The sequence below is a fragment of the Shinella sp. WSJ-2 genome (genome assembly GCF_003432075.1).
In the GTDB taxonomy this organism is placed as follows: Bacteria; Pseudomonadota; Alphaproteobacteria; order Rhizobiales; family Rhizobiaceae; genus Shinella.
This window is the reverse complement of record NZ_QWBU01000012.1, coordinates 25,676-39,219: the sequence shown is the minus strand read 5'-3', so window position 1 is coordinate 39,219 and position 13,544 is coordinate 25,676. Positions and strand designations below refer to the sequence as shown.

Sequence of the window (13,544 nt, the reverse complement as noted above, 5' to 3'; positions counted from 1 at the left end):
GCATCAGCCGAGCGAATGCACCCGTTCGCCGGCAACATAGGTGCTAACTGCGCGTCCCGTAAAGCGGGCATCTTCGAACGGCGTGTTCTTCGAGCGCGAAACGAAGGTATCCTTCGTGGCGAGCCACGGCTCGTCCGGATCGATCAGCACGATATCGGCCCTCGCACCCGGCGCCAGCGTGCCGGCATCGAGGCCGAAGATTTTTGCGGGCCGCGTGGAAAGGGCATCGATGAGGCGTATCAGCGGGACCTCACCGCTATGGTGCAGCCTGAGTGCCGCCGCCAGCATGGTTTCGAGACCGATGGCGCCGTCGGCGGCATCCGCGAAGGGCAGGCGCTTGGTGTCGACGTCCTGCGGATCGTGCGAGGAGACGATGATGTCGATCTCGCCACGGGCCAGCGCATCGACCATCGCCTTGCGGTCGTCCTCGCTTCGCAGCGGCGGGGAGAGCTTGAAGAAGGTGCGGTATTCGCCGATATCGTTCTCGTTCAGCGTCAGGTGGTTGATCGACGCGCCGCAGGTGACATTCGCACCCCGCTCGCGGGCGATCTTCACCGCTTCCGCCGATTCCGGCACCGAGATCTGCGCGGCGTGATACTTGCCGCGCGTCAGGCCTGCGATGCGCAGGTCCCGTTCAAGCGGGATCAGTTCGGCTTCGCGCGGGCTGCCGGACAGGCCGAGCCAGCTCGCAAGCAGCCCCTCGTTCATCACGCCGCCGGCGCCGAGATATTTGTCACGGGTTTCAAGCGAAATGACGCTGCCGAATTCGCGTGCATAGGTCATGGCGCGGCGCAGCACCTGCGCATTGTGCATCGGGTTGCGGCCATTGGTGAAGGCGACGGCACCGGCGGCCTGGAGCAGGCCGAATTCGGTCATCTCCTCTCCGGCGAGCCCCTTGGTCAGGGCGGCTGCAGGGTGGATGTTGACGATGGCCTTGTCGCGGGCATTCTTCAGCACGAATTCGACCAGCGCGATGTCGTCGATGACGGGATCGGTGTCCGGCATGGTGATGAAGGTGGTAACACCGCCGGCGGCGGCTGCACGCGAGGCGGACTCGATGGTCTCCCTGTGTTCCGCGCCGGGTTCGCCGACGAAGACGCGGGCATCAACCAGGCCGGGGGCGGCGATCATGCCGCGGCCGTCGACGACCTCGGCGCCTTCGGGCGCACCCTGATTCTGCGCACTGGCGCCGATCGCGGCAATCCTGCCGTTCTCGATGACGATGGAACCCTTTTCATCAAGATTGCGCGAGGGGTCGAGGATGCGGAGGTTTTTCAGGACGGCCGTGCGGGTCATGCGCGGCCCCCCTGGTTCTGCGAGACAAGAAGCGTTTCCATGACGGCCATGCGCACGGCGACGCCCATCTCGACCTGCTGTTCGATCACGCTTTGCGGACCGTCGGCGATCTCGGAGGCGATTTCGACGCCGCGGTTCATCGGCCCGGGATGCATGACGAGCGCGTCTTCCTTGGCCGCCTTCAGCTTTTCCGCGTCGAGGCCGTAATAGTGGAAGTATTCGCGCACCGAGGGCACGAAGGCACCGGACATGCGCTCGCGCTGCAGGCGCAGCATCATCACGACGTCGGCGTCCTTCAGGCCTTCCTCCATGGAGTGATAGACTTCCGCGCCCATGTCGGCGATGCCCGAGGGCAGCAGCGTGGCCGGGGCGACGACGCGCACGCGGGCGCCCATGGCATTCAGCAGCAGGATGTTGGAGCGTGCGACGCGCGAATGCAGCACGTCGCCGCAGATGGCGACGATGATGCGCGACAGCTTGCCCTTGGCGCGGCGGATGGTCAGCGCGTCGAGAAGCGCCTGCGTCGGGTGCTCGTGCTGGCCATCACCGGCATTGACCACCGAACAGGAGACCTTTTGCGCCAGAAGCGCGGCGGCACCGGCGGACGAGTGGCGCACCACCAGCACGTCGGGGTGCATGGCGTTCAGCGTCATCGCCGTGTCGATCAGCGTTTCGCCCTTCTTCACCGAGGAATTGCCGACCGACATGTTCATCACGTCGGCGCCAAGCCGTTTGCCGGCCAGCTCGAAGGACGATTGCGTGCGGGTGGAGGCTTCGAAGAAGAGATTGATCTGCGTCAGGCCGCGAAGCGTCGACGTCTTCTTCTCCCGCTGCCGGGAGATTTTCACCGCCTCGTCGGCGCGGTCGAGCAGCAGGGTGATGTCCTGCTCGGTCAGCCCCTTGATGCCGAGAAGGTGGCGATGCGGAAAGAAGTGCATGGAACTCCGCCTCAACTGTCGTTGGATACGCGGGGTCTATAGAGCCTCGGTTCCACTGCGGCAAGGCGAAGCGGCCGGCGTTTCGCGCATTCCCACGCTTTTGTGTTCGCAACGGTGCCGCGCGGCTGAACGCCCCGTTTCGCCCGTCCGCGACTTGGGCTAGAACCCGCTCATGACTCGTGACACCGAACAGAAACTCGCCGATCTCAACCAGCCGCCGCTCTGGTCGGGCATCAACGCCTATCGCTCCGATCCGCTTCTGGTGGATGCGACCGACGCGATGCCGAGGGGCCTGCGCGACGAGTTCGATGCGATAGGCCGCTATGTCACCTCGCCGGAGGCACAGGAGCTGGCGCGCATGGCGAATGAGGGGGTGCCGCAGCTGCGCACCCATGGCCCGCGCGGCGAGCGTCTCGACGTCGTCGATTATCATCCCGCCTGGCATGCGCTGATGCGCCGCTCCATGGCAAGCGGGCTTCATTCGTCGTTGTGGGAAAACGTCGCCGAGGAGCAGGGCCGGGCGCACAAGGCGCGCGCCGTACGCTTCTACCTGACGGCGCAGCTCGAATGCGGCCATCTTTGCCCGCTGACGATGACGAGCGCCTCTGTCGCCGCACTCTCGGCGTCGCCGCAGGTGCAGCGCGAATGGGGCCGAAAGATCCTGTCGCGCAAATATGACAGCGCCAACAAGCCGGCCATGCAGAAGAGTGCCATCACCATCGGCATGGGCATGACTGAAAAGCAGGGCGGCACGGATGTGCGCGCCAACACCTCGTCCGCCGAGCGCGTCGGCGAGGGCATCTATCGGCTGACGGGCCACAAATGGTTTATGTCCGCGCCAATGAGCGACGGCTTCGTGATGCTGGCGCAGACGCGCGAGGGTGTCGGCTGCTTCCTCGTGCCGCGCCTGCTCGAAGACGGCGCCAGCAACGGCCTGCGCTTCCAGCGCCTCAAGGACAAGATCGGCAACCGCTCCAACGCTTCGTCGGAGGTGGAGTTCTCCGATACGTTCGGCTTCCTGCTGGGCGCCCCCGACGCCGGCATCCGCACCATTCTCGACATGGTCACGCTGACGCGGCTCGATTGTGCGCTCGCCTCCTCGGGCATCATGCGTGCCTCGCTTGCCGAAGCCGTGCACCACGCACGAGGCCGCAATGTCTTCGGCAAGCCGCTCGTCGCCCAGCCGATCATGACGCGCGTTCTCGCCGACATGGCGCTCGACGTTGCCGGCGCGACCGCGCTTTCCCTGCGTCTCGCCGAGGCCTTTGACAAGGCGCGCGACAGCGCGGAGGATGCCGCCTATGCCCGCATCATGACGCCGGTGGTGAAATACTGGTGCTGCAAGATCGCACCCGCCCTTATCTATGAAGCGATGGAGTGCATCGGCGGCAGCGGTTATGTCGAGGAACGGCCGATCGCCCGGCATTATCGCGAGGCGCCGGTCAACGCTATCTGGGAAGGCTCCGGCAATGTCATGGCGCTCGATCTGATGCGCGTCATCGGCCGGGGCAGGGATCTGTTCGAAATCCTCTTCACCGGGCTCGCGCGCGATCTCGGCTCGGCCGGCAAGAAGACGGTGGACGTGCTGCGCGCCTGCTTGTCGCTCTGTGAACGGGACGAGGGCGCCGCCCGCATGCTGGTCGAGCAGCTGGCGCTTGCCGCCGCCGCTGCCGAGCTCTATCGCGCCGGTGCCGGCCGCGTTGCCGATGCCTTCCTGGAAACGCGCCTCGCCTCCGGCTGGCGCTCGACCTACGGCATGCTCGATTCACGCTTCGATTCGGCCTATATCGTCGACCTGCTCTATCCGCCGGCCAGATAGGCCGTCGTCGCCAGCACCATGGGAATGGTGAAGAATGAGGCGATAGTCTGAAGCGTTGCGGCGGCGGCATAGAAGGGCGCATCGCCGCCCATCTGCTTGGCCAGCACATAGCCGTTCATCGCGGTGGGCACACTGGCGCCCATCGCGATTGTCAGAAGCGGTTCGCCACGCATGCCGAGCGCATAGGCCGCCCCCGTCATGACCAACGGCATGAAGACGAGTTTCAGCCCGACTGGCAGAAGCGCAAGTGGGCGCGGTTTCAGCGCATCGGCAAGCTTAAGCCCGGCGCCCACCATGATGAGGCCGAGGCTGAGCGACGTATCCGCCACCATTTCGACGGTCTGCATCAAGGGCTTGTAGATTTCGATCCCGAGCAGGTTGATCGCGACGCCCAGCACCGAGCCGATGATCATCGGATTGGTCAGGATTTTTTGCGCAAAGATCTTCAGGCTGCGCGTGCCGCCGCCAAACCAGACGAGCATGCCGATATTGTAGAGATTGATCGGGATGATGATCAGCGTCGCCACCAGCGCGACAAGGGTCAGGCTCTGTGCGCCGTAGAGCTTTTCGGCGATGGCGAGCGCGATGAAGGCGTTCCAGCGCGTCGAGGTCTGGAAGACCGAGGTGAAGGTCGGTGCCGCAACGCCGGCGGCGCGAAAGAGCGGCCAGCACAGCGCGAGCACCGCGGCAATCACCGTCACCGACCCGATGGAGCCTATGGCAATCCTGCCGGTCGCCATGCCGGAAAACTCCGCATTGGCGAGCGTGGTGAAAAGCAGCGAGGGAAACAGCACGAAGAAACCGAGCTGTTCGAGCCCGTTCCACATATCCCGGTCAATCAGCCGCCAGCGCTTGAGAAACGCGCCCAGCATGACAAGCAGGAAGACGGGCAGGATGCTTTCGAAGATGGGGAGCATGGAACCGGATAGGGCGAGGGGAGATATGTGCTCATTCCACGCCGCGCGCCGCGTGGCAAGAGGCTGGCCGCGGGCCTTCCCAAAAGGCGCCCATGTGGAAATTAACCTTACCGAATGGTTTCCGTTGCGCGATGAAGGTTAACGGGTGAAGGTGCCGTTTACTTGGTATTAACCATGCGAGTGAGTGTAAGCCATGGCCAGTACGGCCCGGATCTCGGTCATGACGACCATGTTTTCCTTCGCGGCGGTGGACATCGTCGTCCCGTTGCTCGTGATTGTGGGGAGCATCGCTGTCAGTGAAGTGCTCTTCGCTGCCGCCGATCTCGTTACGGCGAAGAGGAGGGCGGCATGAAGTGGTTCCTCATCCTGTGGGCAGGCCCCATCGCGCTCCTGGGAAGCTGGTACGGGCTTTCCTACTACGACATGAATTTCGGCTTCTTCATGCTGACGCGCCAGACGCATGATCTGGTATTCCAGATCTACGGCCACATCCTCGGCGTTCCGCCGGAAGACCTGCCGCTCCTGGTGCTGCGCGCGATCATCGTCGATAGCTTGCTTGTCTTCGCCATCCTCGCCTTCCGCCGCCGCAGGCAGATTTCCGCCTGGTGGCAGGCCCGGCATCAATCGCCGGCGGCTTCCCTTGCCAGCGATGAAAGCCTGTCCAGCGCACCCTGAAGAATGAAGGAGGCGGCGGCCGAATCGATGCGCTCGGCCCGCTTCCTGCGCGACACATCCATCTCGATCAGCGTCCGCTCGGCCGCGACCGTCGATAGCCGTTCGTCCCAGAAGACAAAGGGAATGTCGGTCTTGTCGGACATGGAGCGCACGAAGGCGCGCGTCGCCTGGACGCGCGGGCCGGCGCTGCCGTCCATGTTCACGGGCAGGCCGATGACGAAGGCCACGACCCTCTCCTTTGCTGCAAACGCCAGCAGCGTCTCGGCATCCTGCGTGAACTTCACACGCTTCAACACTGGCCGGGGTGTCGCCAGCCGGCGGCCGAGATCGGAGACCGAAAGCCCGATCGTCTTGGTACCCAAGTCGAGGCCGGCGATCGGCTGGCCGGGCAGGAGGCTTTGCGCCAGGTCTTCCAGTGTCAGCGTCGCCATGGCCAAACCTCTCAGCGCTTGCGGACGAATTCGGTGCGCAGCACCAGGCCGCGGATCGTCTCGTGCCGGCAGTCGATCTCATCCGGAGTGTCGGTGAGGCGGATCGTCTTGATGACGGTGCCCTGCTTCAGAGTCTGTCCCGCACCCTTCACCTTCAGGTCCTTGATGAGCACGACCGAATCGCCATCGGTCAGCACATTGCCGCCGGCATCGAGCACCACGCTCTTCGCCGCCTTTTCCGCAGCGATCTCGGAGGCCGGGCGCCACTCGCCGGTTGCTTCGTCATAGATATAATCGTCGTCGCTCATGGCGGTATTCCTCAATCTCGTCTGGCCCACGCTTATAACGATCCCGCGACGGATGGAAACGGCCTTCACCGGGACTATATTGCCTTGCGAATCCCAAATGGAGAACAAGCATGAAAATCACCTGGCTCGGCCATTCCGCCTTCCGCATCGAAACGGCGAAGGCGAAGATCCTCATCGACCCGTTCTTCACCGGCAATCCGGCCTTTGACGATGCGACCCGCAAGGACGCCGTCGCCGGCCTCACGCATGTCCTGCTTACACATGGTCATGGTGACCATGTCGGCGATACGATCCAGATTGCCAAGGAGACCGGCGCCACAGTGCTCGCCAATGCTGACCTCGCCGCCTGGCTGGGCGCCAAGGGTGTCGAGAAGGTCGATATGGGCAATACCGGCGGCACCGTGCATTTCGACGGGTTCTCCACCACCTTCGTCAATGCGCTGCATTCCTCCGCGCAAATCACCGAGGACGGCACCTCCCATTCGCTCGGCAACGCCAACGGCCTTGTCCTGCATTTCGAGGACGAGCCGACGCTCTACCATATGGGCGACACCGACATCTTTTCCGACATGGCGCTGATCAACGAACTGCACCAGCCGGAGATCGGCCTCGTGCCGATCGGCGACCGTTTCACCATGGGCGGTGCCGTCGCAGCACTGGCCTGCCAGCGCTTCTTCAAGTTCGACACGATCATTCCCTGCCACTACGGCTCCTTTGGCATCATCGACCAGACGGCCGACCTCTTCGTGCAGGCGATGGACGGTGGGTCCGCCAGGATCGAGGTGCCGAAGTCCGGCGGTGTGGTGACGCGCTAAGCGGCAGGAAAACGGGCGAGGGGGCGTGGAACGGGCCATTCCCCCGTTGCGCCTCCGGGGCTTGGTCAGTATAGCGGGTATGAAATTTCCTGTCGGAGACCGTCCATGTCCGTAGATCTAGCCACTGTGAAGCGCGTCGCGCGCCTTGCCCGCATCGCTGTCAGCGAGGAAGAGGCAAGCCGGATGACCGGCGAGTTGAACGGTATCCTCGGCTTCGTCGAGCAGCTTTCCGAGGTGAATGTCGAGGGAGTCGAGCCGATGACCTCAGTCACCCCGATGGAGATGCGCAAGCGCCAGGACATCGTCAACGACGGCAACAAGGCCGACGCGATCGTCGCCAACGCCCCGGCCACCGACCGCAATTTCTTCCAGGTGCCGAAGGTTGTGGAGTAATCCTTGACCGTCACAATCGACGTCGAAAGCCCGCTTACGGATGAGGTTCGCACGCTGATCGCAGAGCTGAACACGGTCCTGCTTGCGCTGTCGCCGCCGGAGGCGTGCTATAACCTCACCGTGGAGGAGATGGCCGATCCCACGGTAACCGTCTGGATCGCGCGCGACGGCGACGCCGCGATCGGCTGCGGCGCGCTGAAGCGCCACTCCGACACGGTGGGCGAAGTCAAGCGCATGTTCACCCGGCCGGCCTGGCAGGGGAAAGGCGTCGGCCGGCATGTGCTCGACAAGATCCTGGAGACCGCCGAACGGGAGGAGCTGGAGACGCTCGTGCTCGAAACGGGCGACCAGCATCCGGCGGCATGGGCGATCTATGAGAAGGCGGGTTTTACCCGCTGCGGCCCCGTGCTCGACTACCCGGATTCACCCTATTCCGTATTCTATCAAAAGCAGCTTCGTGCTGCCTGACCTGAAGTGACCGCACCCATGACCGACCTGACCCGCCTGACCATTGCCGAAGCCCGCGAAAAGCTCTCCGCCAAGGAGATCAAGGCGGTCGAGCTGACGGACGCGTATCTTTCCGCGATCGAGGCGGCCAATCCGGCGATCAACGCCTATGTCGCCGTCACGCCCGAGAAGGCGCGCGAGATGGCCAAGGCTTCCGACGCCCGTATCGCCGACGGCAAGGCCGGCGCGCTGGAGGGCATTCCGCTCGGCATCAAGGACCTCTTTGCCACCGACGGTATTCATACGCAGGCCTGCAGCCACATTCTCGACGGCTTCAAGCCGAAATACGAATCGACCGTCACCCAGAACCTCTGGAACGATGGCGCCGTCATGCTCGGCAAGCTCAACATGGACGAGTTCGCCATGGGCTCCTCCAACGAGAGTTCCTATTACGGCGCCGTCAAGAACCCGTGGCGCGCGCAAGGTTCCAACGCCGATCTGGTGCCGGGCGGTTCTTCCGGCGGTTCGGCCGCGGCCGTCGCGGCCTTCCTTTGCGCGGGTGCGACCGCAACCGATACCGGCGGCTCGATCCGCCAGCCCGCCGCCTTCACCGGCACCGTCGGCATCAAGCCGACCTATGGCCGTTGCTCGCGCTGGGGCATCGTCGCCTTCGCCTCTTCGCTCGATCAGGCCGGCCCGATCGCCCGCGACGTGCGCGATGCCGCGATCATGCTGAAGTCGATGGCGAGCGTCGACGCCAAGGACACGACCTCCGTAGATTTGCCGGTGCCGGATTACGAAGCCGCGCTTGGGCAGTCGCTGAAAGGCATGCGCATCGGCATTCCGCGCGAATATCGCGTCGATGGCATGCCGGACGAGATCGAAGCGCTCTGGCAGCAGGGCATCGCCTGGCTGAGGGACGCCGGTGCCGAGATCGTCGATATCTCGCTGCCGCACACGAAATACGCCCTGCCGGCCTACTACATCGTGGCTCCGGCCGAGGCATCGTCGAACCTCGCCCGCTACGACGGCGTGCGCTACGGCCTGCGCGTCGACGGCAAGGATATCGTCGACATGTACGAGAAGACCCGCGCCGCCGGCTTCGGCACCGAGGTCAAGCGCCGTATCATGATCGGCACCTATGTGCTTTCGGCCGGCTACTACGACGCCTATTACCTGCAGGCCCAGAAGGTCCGTACGCTGATCAAGCGCGACTTCGAACTGGCTTTCAATGCCGGCGTCGATGCCATTCTGACGCCAGCCACGCCGTCGTCGGCCTTCGGCATCGCCGACGAGGATCTGGCGTCGGATCCGGTCAAGATGTACCTGCAGGATATCTTCACGGTGACCGTGAACATGGCCGGCCTGCCGGGCCTGTCCGTACCCGCCGGCCTGGATCACAAGGGCCTGCCGCTCGGCCTCCAGCTCATCGGCAAGCCCTTCGAGGAGGAAAGCCTCTTCAAGACAGCCCATGTCATCGAGCAGGCTGCCGGCCGCTTCACCCCGGCCAAGTGGTGGTAAGGGGCGCCTCCGCCCCATAGACCGCCTATCCGCAAAGTTGTGTCGTAACGGCAACACTTGCCGTTACGGAAACTTACGCGTGCCGTTTTCGGCTTGAACCTTTTCCACGACGCGAATAAACGCGCCCTCCCGGTCGTTCAGCCGGTGCGGATGTCAACGGATGGAGTTTTCTGCTCCTCCCGCGCGAGGCGGCCCTGCCGTCGTCGTGTACGGATGCCCCGCACCAGAAAGACCGTTTGCGGACCTAGCTCAGTGGTAGAGCGCCGAACGAGACGTTCGGAGGTCGCGGGTTCGATTCCCGTTGTCTGCTCCATTGGATAGCTCAGTGGTAGAGCATCAGATTTAGATTCTGAAGTCGAAGGTTCAAATCCTTCTCCAACAGCCTTCCAAGCTGTCTCTTATCCGGTCCGGGGACCGGACTGCGGACGGTAGACCGGGGTAGGGCCGCAAGGTCCCTCTTCGGAAAGCCCGACGCCGGACATGTGCGGTCCGGTTGCCGGTGACGATCAAGCCGCCTTTCGGCCAGCGATGGAGCCGTGCTCCAAAGCCCGCCGAAAGGCTGCGCGGTCCTCTCCCGGAAACCCGCCGCCGATGGCCGTCAACCGGTTCCCGGATCATTGCATTCGCATGCCCCGCCCGCAGGTTTCCCGGGCGACCAGGGGTTTCACGGAGACTGGCGGCAAGCATGCCGCCGATGAAACAGCAACCGTAAACGAAAGGACAATCGGTTCATGACGTAGCGTATGACCGAAGGAGCAAGACCAATGACGATGTTTCTCGATATGATTTTGGGGCGCAAGCGCGTCCTCGTGAAGGCCAACGAGCGGGTGCTCGCCCTGTACAAGGGTACGGTTCTCGGTATTTTCGGCGCGGGCGAACACAGCCTGCCGAACCGCCGCGGGCTGCTCGAGCTGGAGCGTCACGACATGAACCGGCCGGTTTTCGCGTCGGCCTACGAGAAGCCGTTGTTCGATGGTCTGCCGGAGGTCGCACAGCGTGAACTGACGGTCATCCGCACCACGGCCCGGGAAATCTCGGTCGTCGAGCGCGACGGTGAACTCTACACGGTGCTGGCGCCGAACCAGAAGCTGGTGGTCTGGAACGCTGCCGGTCCGTGGACCGAGACGCGTGTCGACCTGACGGAACGGCTCGACATCGACCCGGAGCTGATGCGCCGGCTGATGCGCGCACGCCGCACGGAGCTCACGACCGCCTTCCTCGTCAATGACGGTCAGGTCGGTCTGCTCTTCGTTGACGGAACGCATCAGCGCATGCTGCAGCCGGGCATGCACGCCTTCTGGAATGTCGGCAAGACGGTCCAGGTGCGCGTGGTGGATCTGAAGCGCCAGTCGCTCGACGTGACCGGTCAGGAACTGCTCACCCGTGACAAGGTCACGATCCGGGTGAACATTTCCGCCGAATACCGCGTCGTCGATCCGCTGAAGGCGGTGTCGGAGGTCAAGGACTTCACGGACGCGCTGTACCGTGCTCTGCAGTTCGCCTTCCGCCAGACGCTCGGCACGCTGACGCTTGACCAGATCCTTGAACGCAAGGTGACGGTCAATGCGGAAGCCGCCGGGAAGGTTCGTGCCGACATGGCCGCCATCGGGGTCGAGGTCTCGGCCATCGAGCTCAAGGACGTGATCCTGCCGGGCGAGATGCGCGATATCCTGAACCAGGTGGTCGCAGCTGAAAAGCAGGCTGAGGCCAATGTCATCCGGCGCCGCGAGGAAACGAACGCTACCCGTTCGCTCCTGAACACGGCGAAGGTGATGGCCGAAAACCCGGTCATGCTGCGGCTGAAGGAGCTGGAGGCTCTGGAAGCCATTGCCGGCAAGGTCGAGCGCCTGACCATCCACAACGGGACGGCGGGCCTGATGAACGACCTCGTGCAGTTGCGCGACAAGTAGGGGATCGCCCGGTCGAAAGACCGGGCGGTTTCGTTTTTAGTCCCATCATCGCCGTGGATAGCCTTTCGTCTCCCTCGCCAAGCCGCCTGCGCAATGCTTTCATGGCATGGGAAAGGGCCGATGCATGATCACTGTTCGCAATGTCCGTGGAGATGATGTTCCGGAACTCGTCGAGATCGGCGTGAGAGCCTGGGGGCAGGCCGTCGTCGGCGTCGTCGATCTTCAGGTGCGCAGCGAACATGCCCGCAATGCCTTCCAGCAGTTCCTTGCCGAAAAATGGCTGCGCGTCAGCGTCGTGGAGAGTGAGGGCGTGCTGGCCGGTTGGGCCTCGCGCGAAGCGCTGGACGACGAGATCAGCGATCTCTGGGTCGATCCACCCCAGCAGAAGAAGGGCCTCGGTGCCGCTTTGCTTGCCGCCATGGAAGAGGAGATCGTCGCCGCCGGTTTCGAGGCGGCGCGGCTGCAGACCCATGCGCGCAACACGGCCGCCGTCGGTTTCTTCCAGAAGCACGGCTATTCGGTGAACTGGCTTTCGGTCGATTACTCCGAACGTCTCGACCGGGACGTGGAATCGGTCGGCCTGCGCCGGCAGCTCGTCGCCGATGAACCGATCGGCTACGGGCCGGGCAGATTTTAGAGGAGGCGCAGCTTTCGCCACGCCTCCCGTCTTTCACTGATTGTCGAGCTGCGACCGCACCAGAACCAGGCCGCGCTGCGTGATGCGGTAGGGCCTGCCGCCGGAGGAGGCGATGCAGCGCCGGCGTTTCAGCTTGCGGAAGAGGTCGAGGTCGAGACCACCGGCACGCCAGCCGTCCCGCGTGATGCAGGCGACGGTGATGATCTTGCGGTTGTCGTCTTTTTCGATGTCGATCCTGCCGCCCTGGGCGAGCAGGTGAAGAATGCGCTGTTCGGCGCGCGAAATGTCCATTGTCTTGAGTGTCCGTCGGGCGTTCGAATGAACGCGAAAAAACGTCCGCCACCCACGGGGTGGCAGGGTTCAGCGTTTTTTCGACCCTGCGCGCAAGCATGATGCGGGCAGGGCCCTCAGCAGGTCTCAGACGAGTTGGACATCAAAACTCCTTTTACGGACGTCTCGAAATAACCGGGGCGTCCGCAAAGGTCAATGCGTTGGCCAGATCAGCGAGTGGTGCAGGAAGACGGCGGTCTTCACGCCATTGGCCGAGGCAAGCGAAATATTGGCCGCGCCGAGAGCGATATCACCGGCTGCGTAGAGTCCGGGCAATGAGGTTTGGCCCATGTCGTCGGTGTGCAGAATGTTGCCGATGGGCGTTTCCCTTCGCTTCAGGCCGCGATCGTCCGGGATCGTGCTGCGCACGCGCGCTTCCGGTGCAACAAACAGCGCCTTGACGAGGGCGGGAATGCCGGGGCCGGTCTCGACGGAGAGCAAACCATCGGGACCATCCGAGATCGCGGTGACGCGGCCGGGGCGGAGTTTCACATTGCGCGCCTCGAGCACGGCGAGGTCCTTTTCATCGGGCTCCGGGACTTCATTGGTGAAGAGCGTGACGTTGCCCCAATCGGCCACGACCGCCGCAAAACGTGCGGCCTCGGAGGTTCGCGCCAGCACGCCGACCGGCCCGCCGCCGACCTCGTAGCCATGGCAATAGGGGCAATGCAGCACCGTCTTGCCCCAGCGTTCCGCAAGGCCGGGAATATCGGGCAGCTTGTCCTCGAAGCCGGTGGCGAGCAGCACGCGCCGCGCATCGATCCGCCCGCCGTCGCCGGTGATCACCGAAAACGCATCCCGCTCTCCCTCCAGCCTTTCGGCCGGCACATCGCCGAAGGTGACGGTCTCGTAGGCGGCAAGCTGACGGCGGGCATCGGCGAGGATCTCGCCGCCCGGCCGGCCGTCCTGCGCAAGGAAGCCGTGCGAATGGGCGGCAAAGCGGTTGCGTGGCAGGCCGGTGTCCAGAATGGTGATGCGGCGGCGGGCGCGGGCGAGCTGCATGGCTGCGGAGAGGCCGGCAAAGCCCCCGCCGATGATGATGGCATCTTCGGTCATGGTGGATCCTTTCGATGGAACGTGCGGCATCGTTCGCCCGGCGGTTACAGG

General features: G+C 64.0%; 16 protein-coding genes and 2 tRNA genes. 11 read left to right on the top strand and 7 right to left on the bottom strand.

What is annotated here, in order from left to right:
• Nucleotides 1–3: 3 nt before the first annotated feature.
• Together D0Y60_RS20560 and D0Y60_RS20555 are read right to left on the bottom strand one after the other, a co-directional pair.
• Complete coding sequence (locus D0Y60_RS20560; protein WP_117371826.1) at nucleotides 4–1,296, bottom strand: dihydroorotase; 1,293 nt, start codon at nucleotides 1,294–1,296, stop codon at nucleotides 4–6.
• Nucleotides 1,293–2,234, bottom strand: a complete 942-nt coding sequence (locus tag D0Y60_RS20555; protein WP_117371825.1) for an aspartate carbamoyltransferase catalytic subunit — start codon at nucleotides 2,232–2,234, stop codon at nucleotides 1,293–1,295. Before D0Y60_RS20555 ends, D0Y60_RS20560 begins: the two co-directional genes overlap by 4 nt.
• A 172-nt stretch (nucleotides 2,235–2,406) precedes the next feature.
• Between D0Y60_RS20555 and D0Y60_RS20550 the strand changes: the two genes are divergently transcribed.
• Nucleotides 2,407–4,053, top strand: coding sequence for an acyl-CoA dehydrogenase family protein (locus tag D0Y60_RS20550; protein WP_117371824.1), 1,647 nt, complete (start codon nucleotides 2,407–2,409; stop codon nucleotides 4,051–4,053).
• On the opposite strand, the gene D0Y60_RS20545 is transcribed toward D0Y60_RS20550, so the two are convergent.
• Entirely contained in the window at nucleotides 4,035–4,970 is a 936-nt protein-coding gene (locus D0Y60_RS20545; RefSeq protein WP_117371823.1) for an AEC family transporter, read from the bottom strand. The two genes, D0Y60_RS20550 and D0Y60_RS20545, sit on opposite strands and share 19 nt — an antisense overlap.
• Before the next feature lie 220 nt (nucleotides 4,971–5,190).
• Between D0Y60_RS20545 and D0Y60_RS25260 the strand changes: the two genes are divergently transcribed.
• On the top strand, nucleotides 5,191–5,322 hold the full coding sequence (locus D0Y60_RS25260) for a hypothetical protein (protein ID WP_281048168.1): 132 nt from the start codon (nucleotides 5,191–5,193) through the stop codon (nucleotides 5,320–5,322).
• Nucleotides 5,319–5,645 carry a DUF6105 family protein gene (locus D0Y60_RS20540; protein ID WP_117371822.1) on the top strand — a complete coding sequence of 109 codons (327 nt, stop codon included), beginning with the start codon at nucleotides 5,319–5,321 and terminating at the stop codon, nucleotides 5,643–5,645. Before D0Y60_RS25260 ends, D0Y60_RS20540 begins: the two co-directional genes overlap by 4 nt.
• Here the strand turns inward: D0Y60_RS20540 and ruvX are convergent.
• A complete protein-coding gene (gene ruvX, locus D0Y60_RS20535; protein ID WP_117371821.1) occupies nucleotides 5,591–6,076 on the bottom strand; it encodes a Holliday junction resolvase RuvX in 486 nt (161 codons plus the stop codon). The two genes, D0Y60_RS20540 and ruvX, sit on opposite strands and share 55 nt — an antisense overlap.
• Before the next feature lie 11 nt (nucleotides 6,077–6,087).
• Nucleotides 6,088–6,384 (bottom strand): alkylphosphonate utilization protein, encoded by a 297-nt coding sequence (locus D0Y60_RS20530; protein ID WP_117371820.1) that lies wholly within the window; start codon nucleotides 6,382–6,384, stop codon nucleotides 6,088–6,090.
• A 110-nt stretch (nucleotides 6,385–6,494) separates the two neighbouring features.
• Here D0Y60_RS20530 and D0Y60_RS20525 point away from each other — a divergent pair, with 110 nt between their 5' ends.
• From D0Y60_RS20525 to D0Y60_RS20490, 8 genes are all read left to right on the top strand, one after another.
• Nucleotides 6,495–7,199 carry a metal-dependent hydrolase gene (locus D0Y60_RS20525; RefSeq protein WP_117371819.1) on the top strand — a complete coding sequence of 235 codons (705 nt, stop codon included), beginning with the start codon at nucleotides 6,495–6,497 and terminating at the stop codon, nucleotides 7,197–7,199.
• Between the two features lie 105 nt (nucleotides 7,200–7,304).
• Nucleotides 7,305–7,592, top strand: coding sequence for an Asp-tRNA(Asn)/Glu-tRNA(Gln) amidotransferase subunit GatC (gene gatC, locus D0Y60_RS20520; protein WP_117371818.1), 288 nt, complete (start codon nucleotides 7,305–7,307; stop codon nucleotides 7,590–7,592).
• Nucleotides 7,593–7,595: 3 nt separating this feature from the next.
• On the top strand, nucleotides 7,596–8,060 hold the full coding sequence (locus D0Y60_RS20515) for a GNAT family N-acetyltransferase (RefSeq protein ID WP_117371817.1): 465 nt from the start codon (nucleotides 7,596–7,598) through the stop codon (nucleotides 8,058–8,060).
• Between the two features lie 18 nt (nucleotides 8,061–8,078).
• Nucleotides 8,079–9,560 carry an Asp-tRNA(Asn)/Glu-tRNA(Gln) amidotransferase subunit GatA gene (gene gatA, locus D0Y60_RS20510; RefSeq protein ID WP_117371816.1) on the top strand — a complete coding sequence of 494 codons (1,482 nt, stop codon included), beginning with the start codon at nucleotides 8,079–8,081 and terminating at the stop codon, nucleotides 9,558–9,560.
• Nucleotides 9,561–9,798: 238 nt separating this feature from the next.
• A tRNA-Ser gene (locus tag D0Y60_RS20505) sits at nucleotides 9,799–9,873 on the top strand.
• Nucleotides 9,872–9,942 (top strand) — tRNA-Leu (locus D0Y60_RS20500). The genes D0Y60_RS20505 and D0Y60_RS20500 overlap by 2 nt, the downstream gene beginning before the upstream one ends.
• Nucleotides 9,943–10,324: 382 nt before the next feature.
• A complete protein-coding gene (locus D0Y60_RS20495; protein WP_117371815.1) occupies nucleotides 10,325–11,470 on the top strand; it encodes a slipin family protein in 1,146 nt (381 codons plus the stop codon).
• Nucleotides 11,471–11,594: 124 nt separating this feature from the next.
• Nucleotides 11,595–12,107 carry a GNAT family N-acetyltransferase gene (locus tag D0Y60_RS20490; protein WP_117371814.1) on the top strand — a complete coding sequence of 171 codons (513 nt, stop codon included), beginning with the start codon at nucleotides 11,595–11,597 and terminating at the stop codon, nucleotides 12,105–12,107.
• A 33-nt stretch (nucleotides 12,108–12,140) separates the two neighbouring features.
• Here the strand turns inward: D0Y60_RS20490 and D0Y60_RS20485 are convergent, their stop codons facing one another.
• Nucleotides 12,141–12,398: a YjhX family toxin gene (locus D0Y60_RS20485; RefSeq protein ID WP_117371813.1), complete on the bottom strand. Its 258-nt coding sequence runs from the start codon at nucleotides 12,396–12,398 to the stop codon at nucleotides 12,141–12,143.
• Nucleotides 12,399–12,590: 192 nt separating this feature from the next.
• Complete coding sequence (locus D0Y60_RS20480) at nucleotides 12,591–13,493, bottom strand: NAD(P)/FAD-dependent oxidoreductase (RefSeq protein WP_117371812.1); 903 nt, start codon at nucleotides 13,491–13,493, stop codon at nucleotides 12,591–12,593.
• Nucleotides 13,494–13,544: the final 51 nt, after the last annotated feature.

Excerpts from the sequence above, each read along its gene's own strand:
- D0Y60_RS20550 (WP_117371824.1), top strand. The coding sequence starts at position 2,407 with ATGACTCGTGACACCGAACAGAAACTCGCCGATCTCAACCAGCCGCCG.
- D0Y60_RS20495 (WP_117371815.1), top strand. The coding sequence starts at position 10,325 with ATGACGATGTTTCTCGATATGATTTTGGGGCGCAAGCGCGTCCTCGTG.
- D0Y60_RS20490 (WP_117371814.1), top strand. The coding sequence starts at position 11,595 with ATGATCACTGTTCGCAATGTCCGTGGAGATGATGTTCCGGAACTCGTC.
- ruvX (WP_117371821.1), bottom strand. The coding sequence starts at position 6,076 with ATGGCGACGCTGACACTGGAAGACCTGGCGCAAAGCCTCCTGCCCGGC.
- D0Y60_RS25260 (WP_281048168.1), top strand. The coding sequence starts at position 5,191 with ATGACGACCATGTTTTCCTTCGCGGCGGTGGACATCGTCGTCCCGTTG.
- D0Y60_RS20555 (WP_117371825.1), bottom strand. The coding sequence starts at position 2,234 with ATGCACTTCTTTCCGCATCGCCACCTTCTCGGCATCAAGGGGCTGACC.
- D0Y60_RS20540 (WP_117371822.1), top strand. The coding sequence starts at position 5,319 with ATGAAGTGGTTCCTCATCCTGTGGGCAGGCCCCATCGCGCTCCTGGGA.
- gatA (WP_117371816.1), top strand. The coding sequence starts at position 8,079 with ATGACCGACCTGACCCGCCTGACCATTGCCGAAGCCCGCGAAAAGCTC.
- D0Y60_RS20545 (WP_117371823.1), bottom strand. The coding sequence starts at position 4,970 with ATGCTCCCCATCTTCGAAAGCATCCTGCCCGTCTTCCTGCTTGTCATG.
- D0Y60_RS20530 (WP_117371820.1), bottom strand. The coding sequence starts at position 6,384 with ATGAGCGACGACGATTATATCTATGACGAAGCAACCGGCGAGTGGCGC.
- D0Y60_RS20480 (WP_117371812.1), bottom strand. The coding sequence starts at position 13,493 with ATGACCGAAGATGCCATCATCATCGGCGGGGGCTTTGCCGGCCTCTCC.
- D0Y60_RS20560 (WP_117371826.1), bottom strand. The coding sequence starts at position 1,296 with ATGACCCGCACGGCCGTCCTGAAAAACCTCCGCATCCTCGACCCCTCG.
- D0Y60_RS20525 (WP_117371819.1), top strand. The coding sequence starts at position 6,495 with ATGAAAATCACCTGGCTCGGCCATTCCGCCTTCCGCATCGAAACGGCG.
- gatC (WP_117371818.1), top strand. The coding sequence starts at position 7,305 with ATGTCCGTAGATCTAGCCACTGTGAAGCGCGTCGCGCGCCTTGCCCGC.
- D0Y60_RS20485 (WP_117371813.1), bottom strand. The coding sequence starts at position 12,398 with ATGGACATTTCGCGCGCCGAACAGCGCATTCTTCACCTGCTCGCCCAG.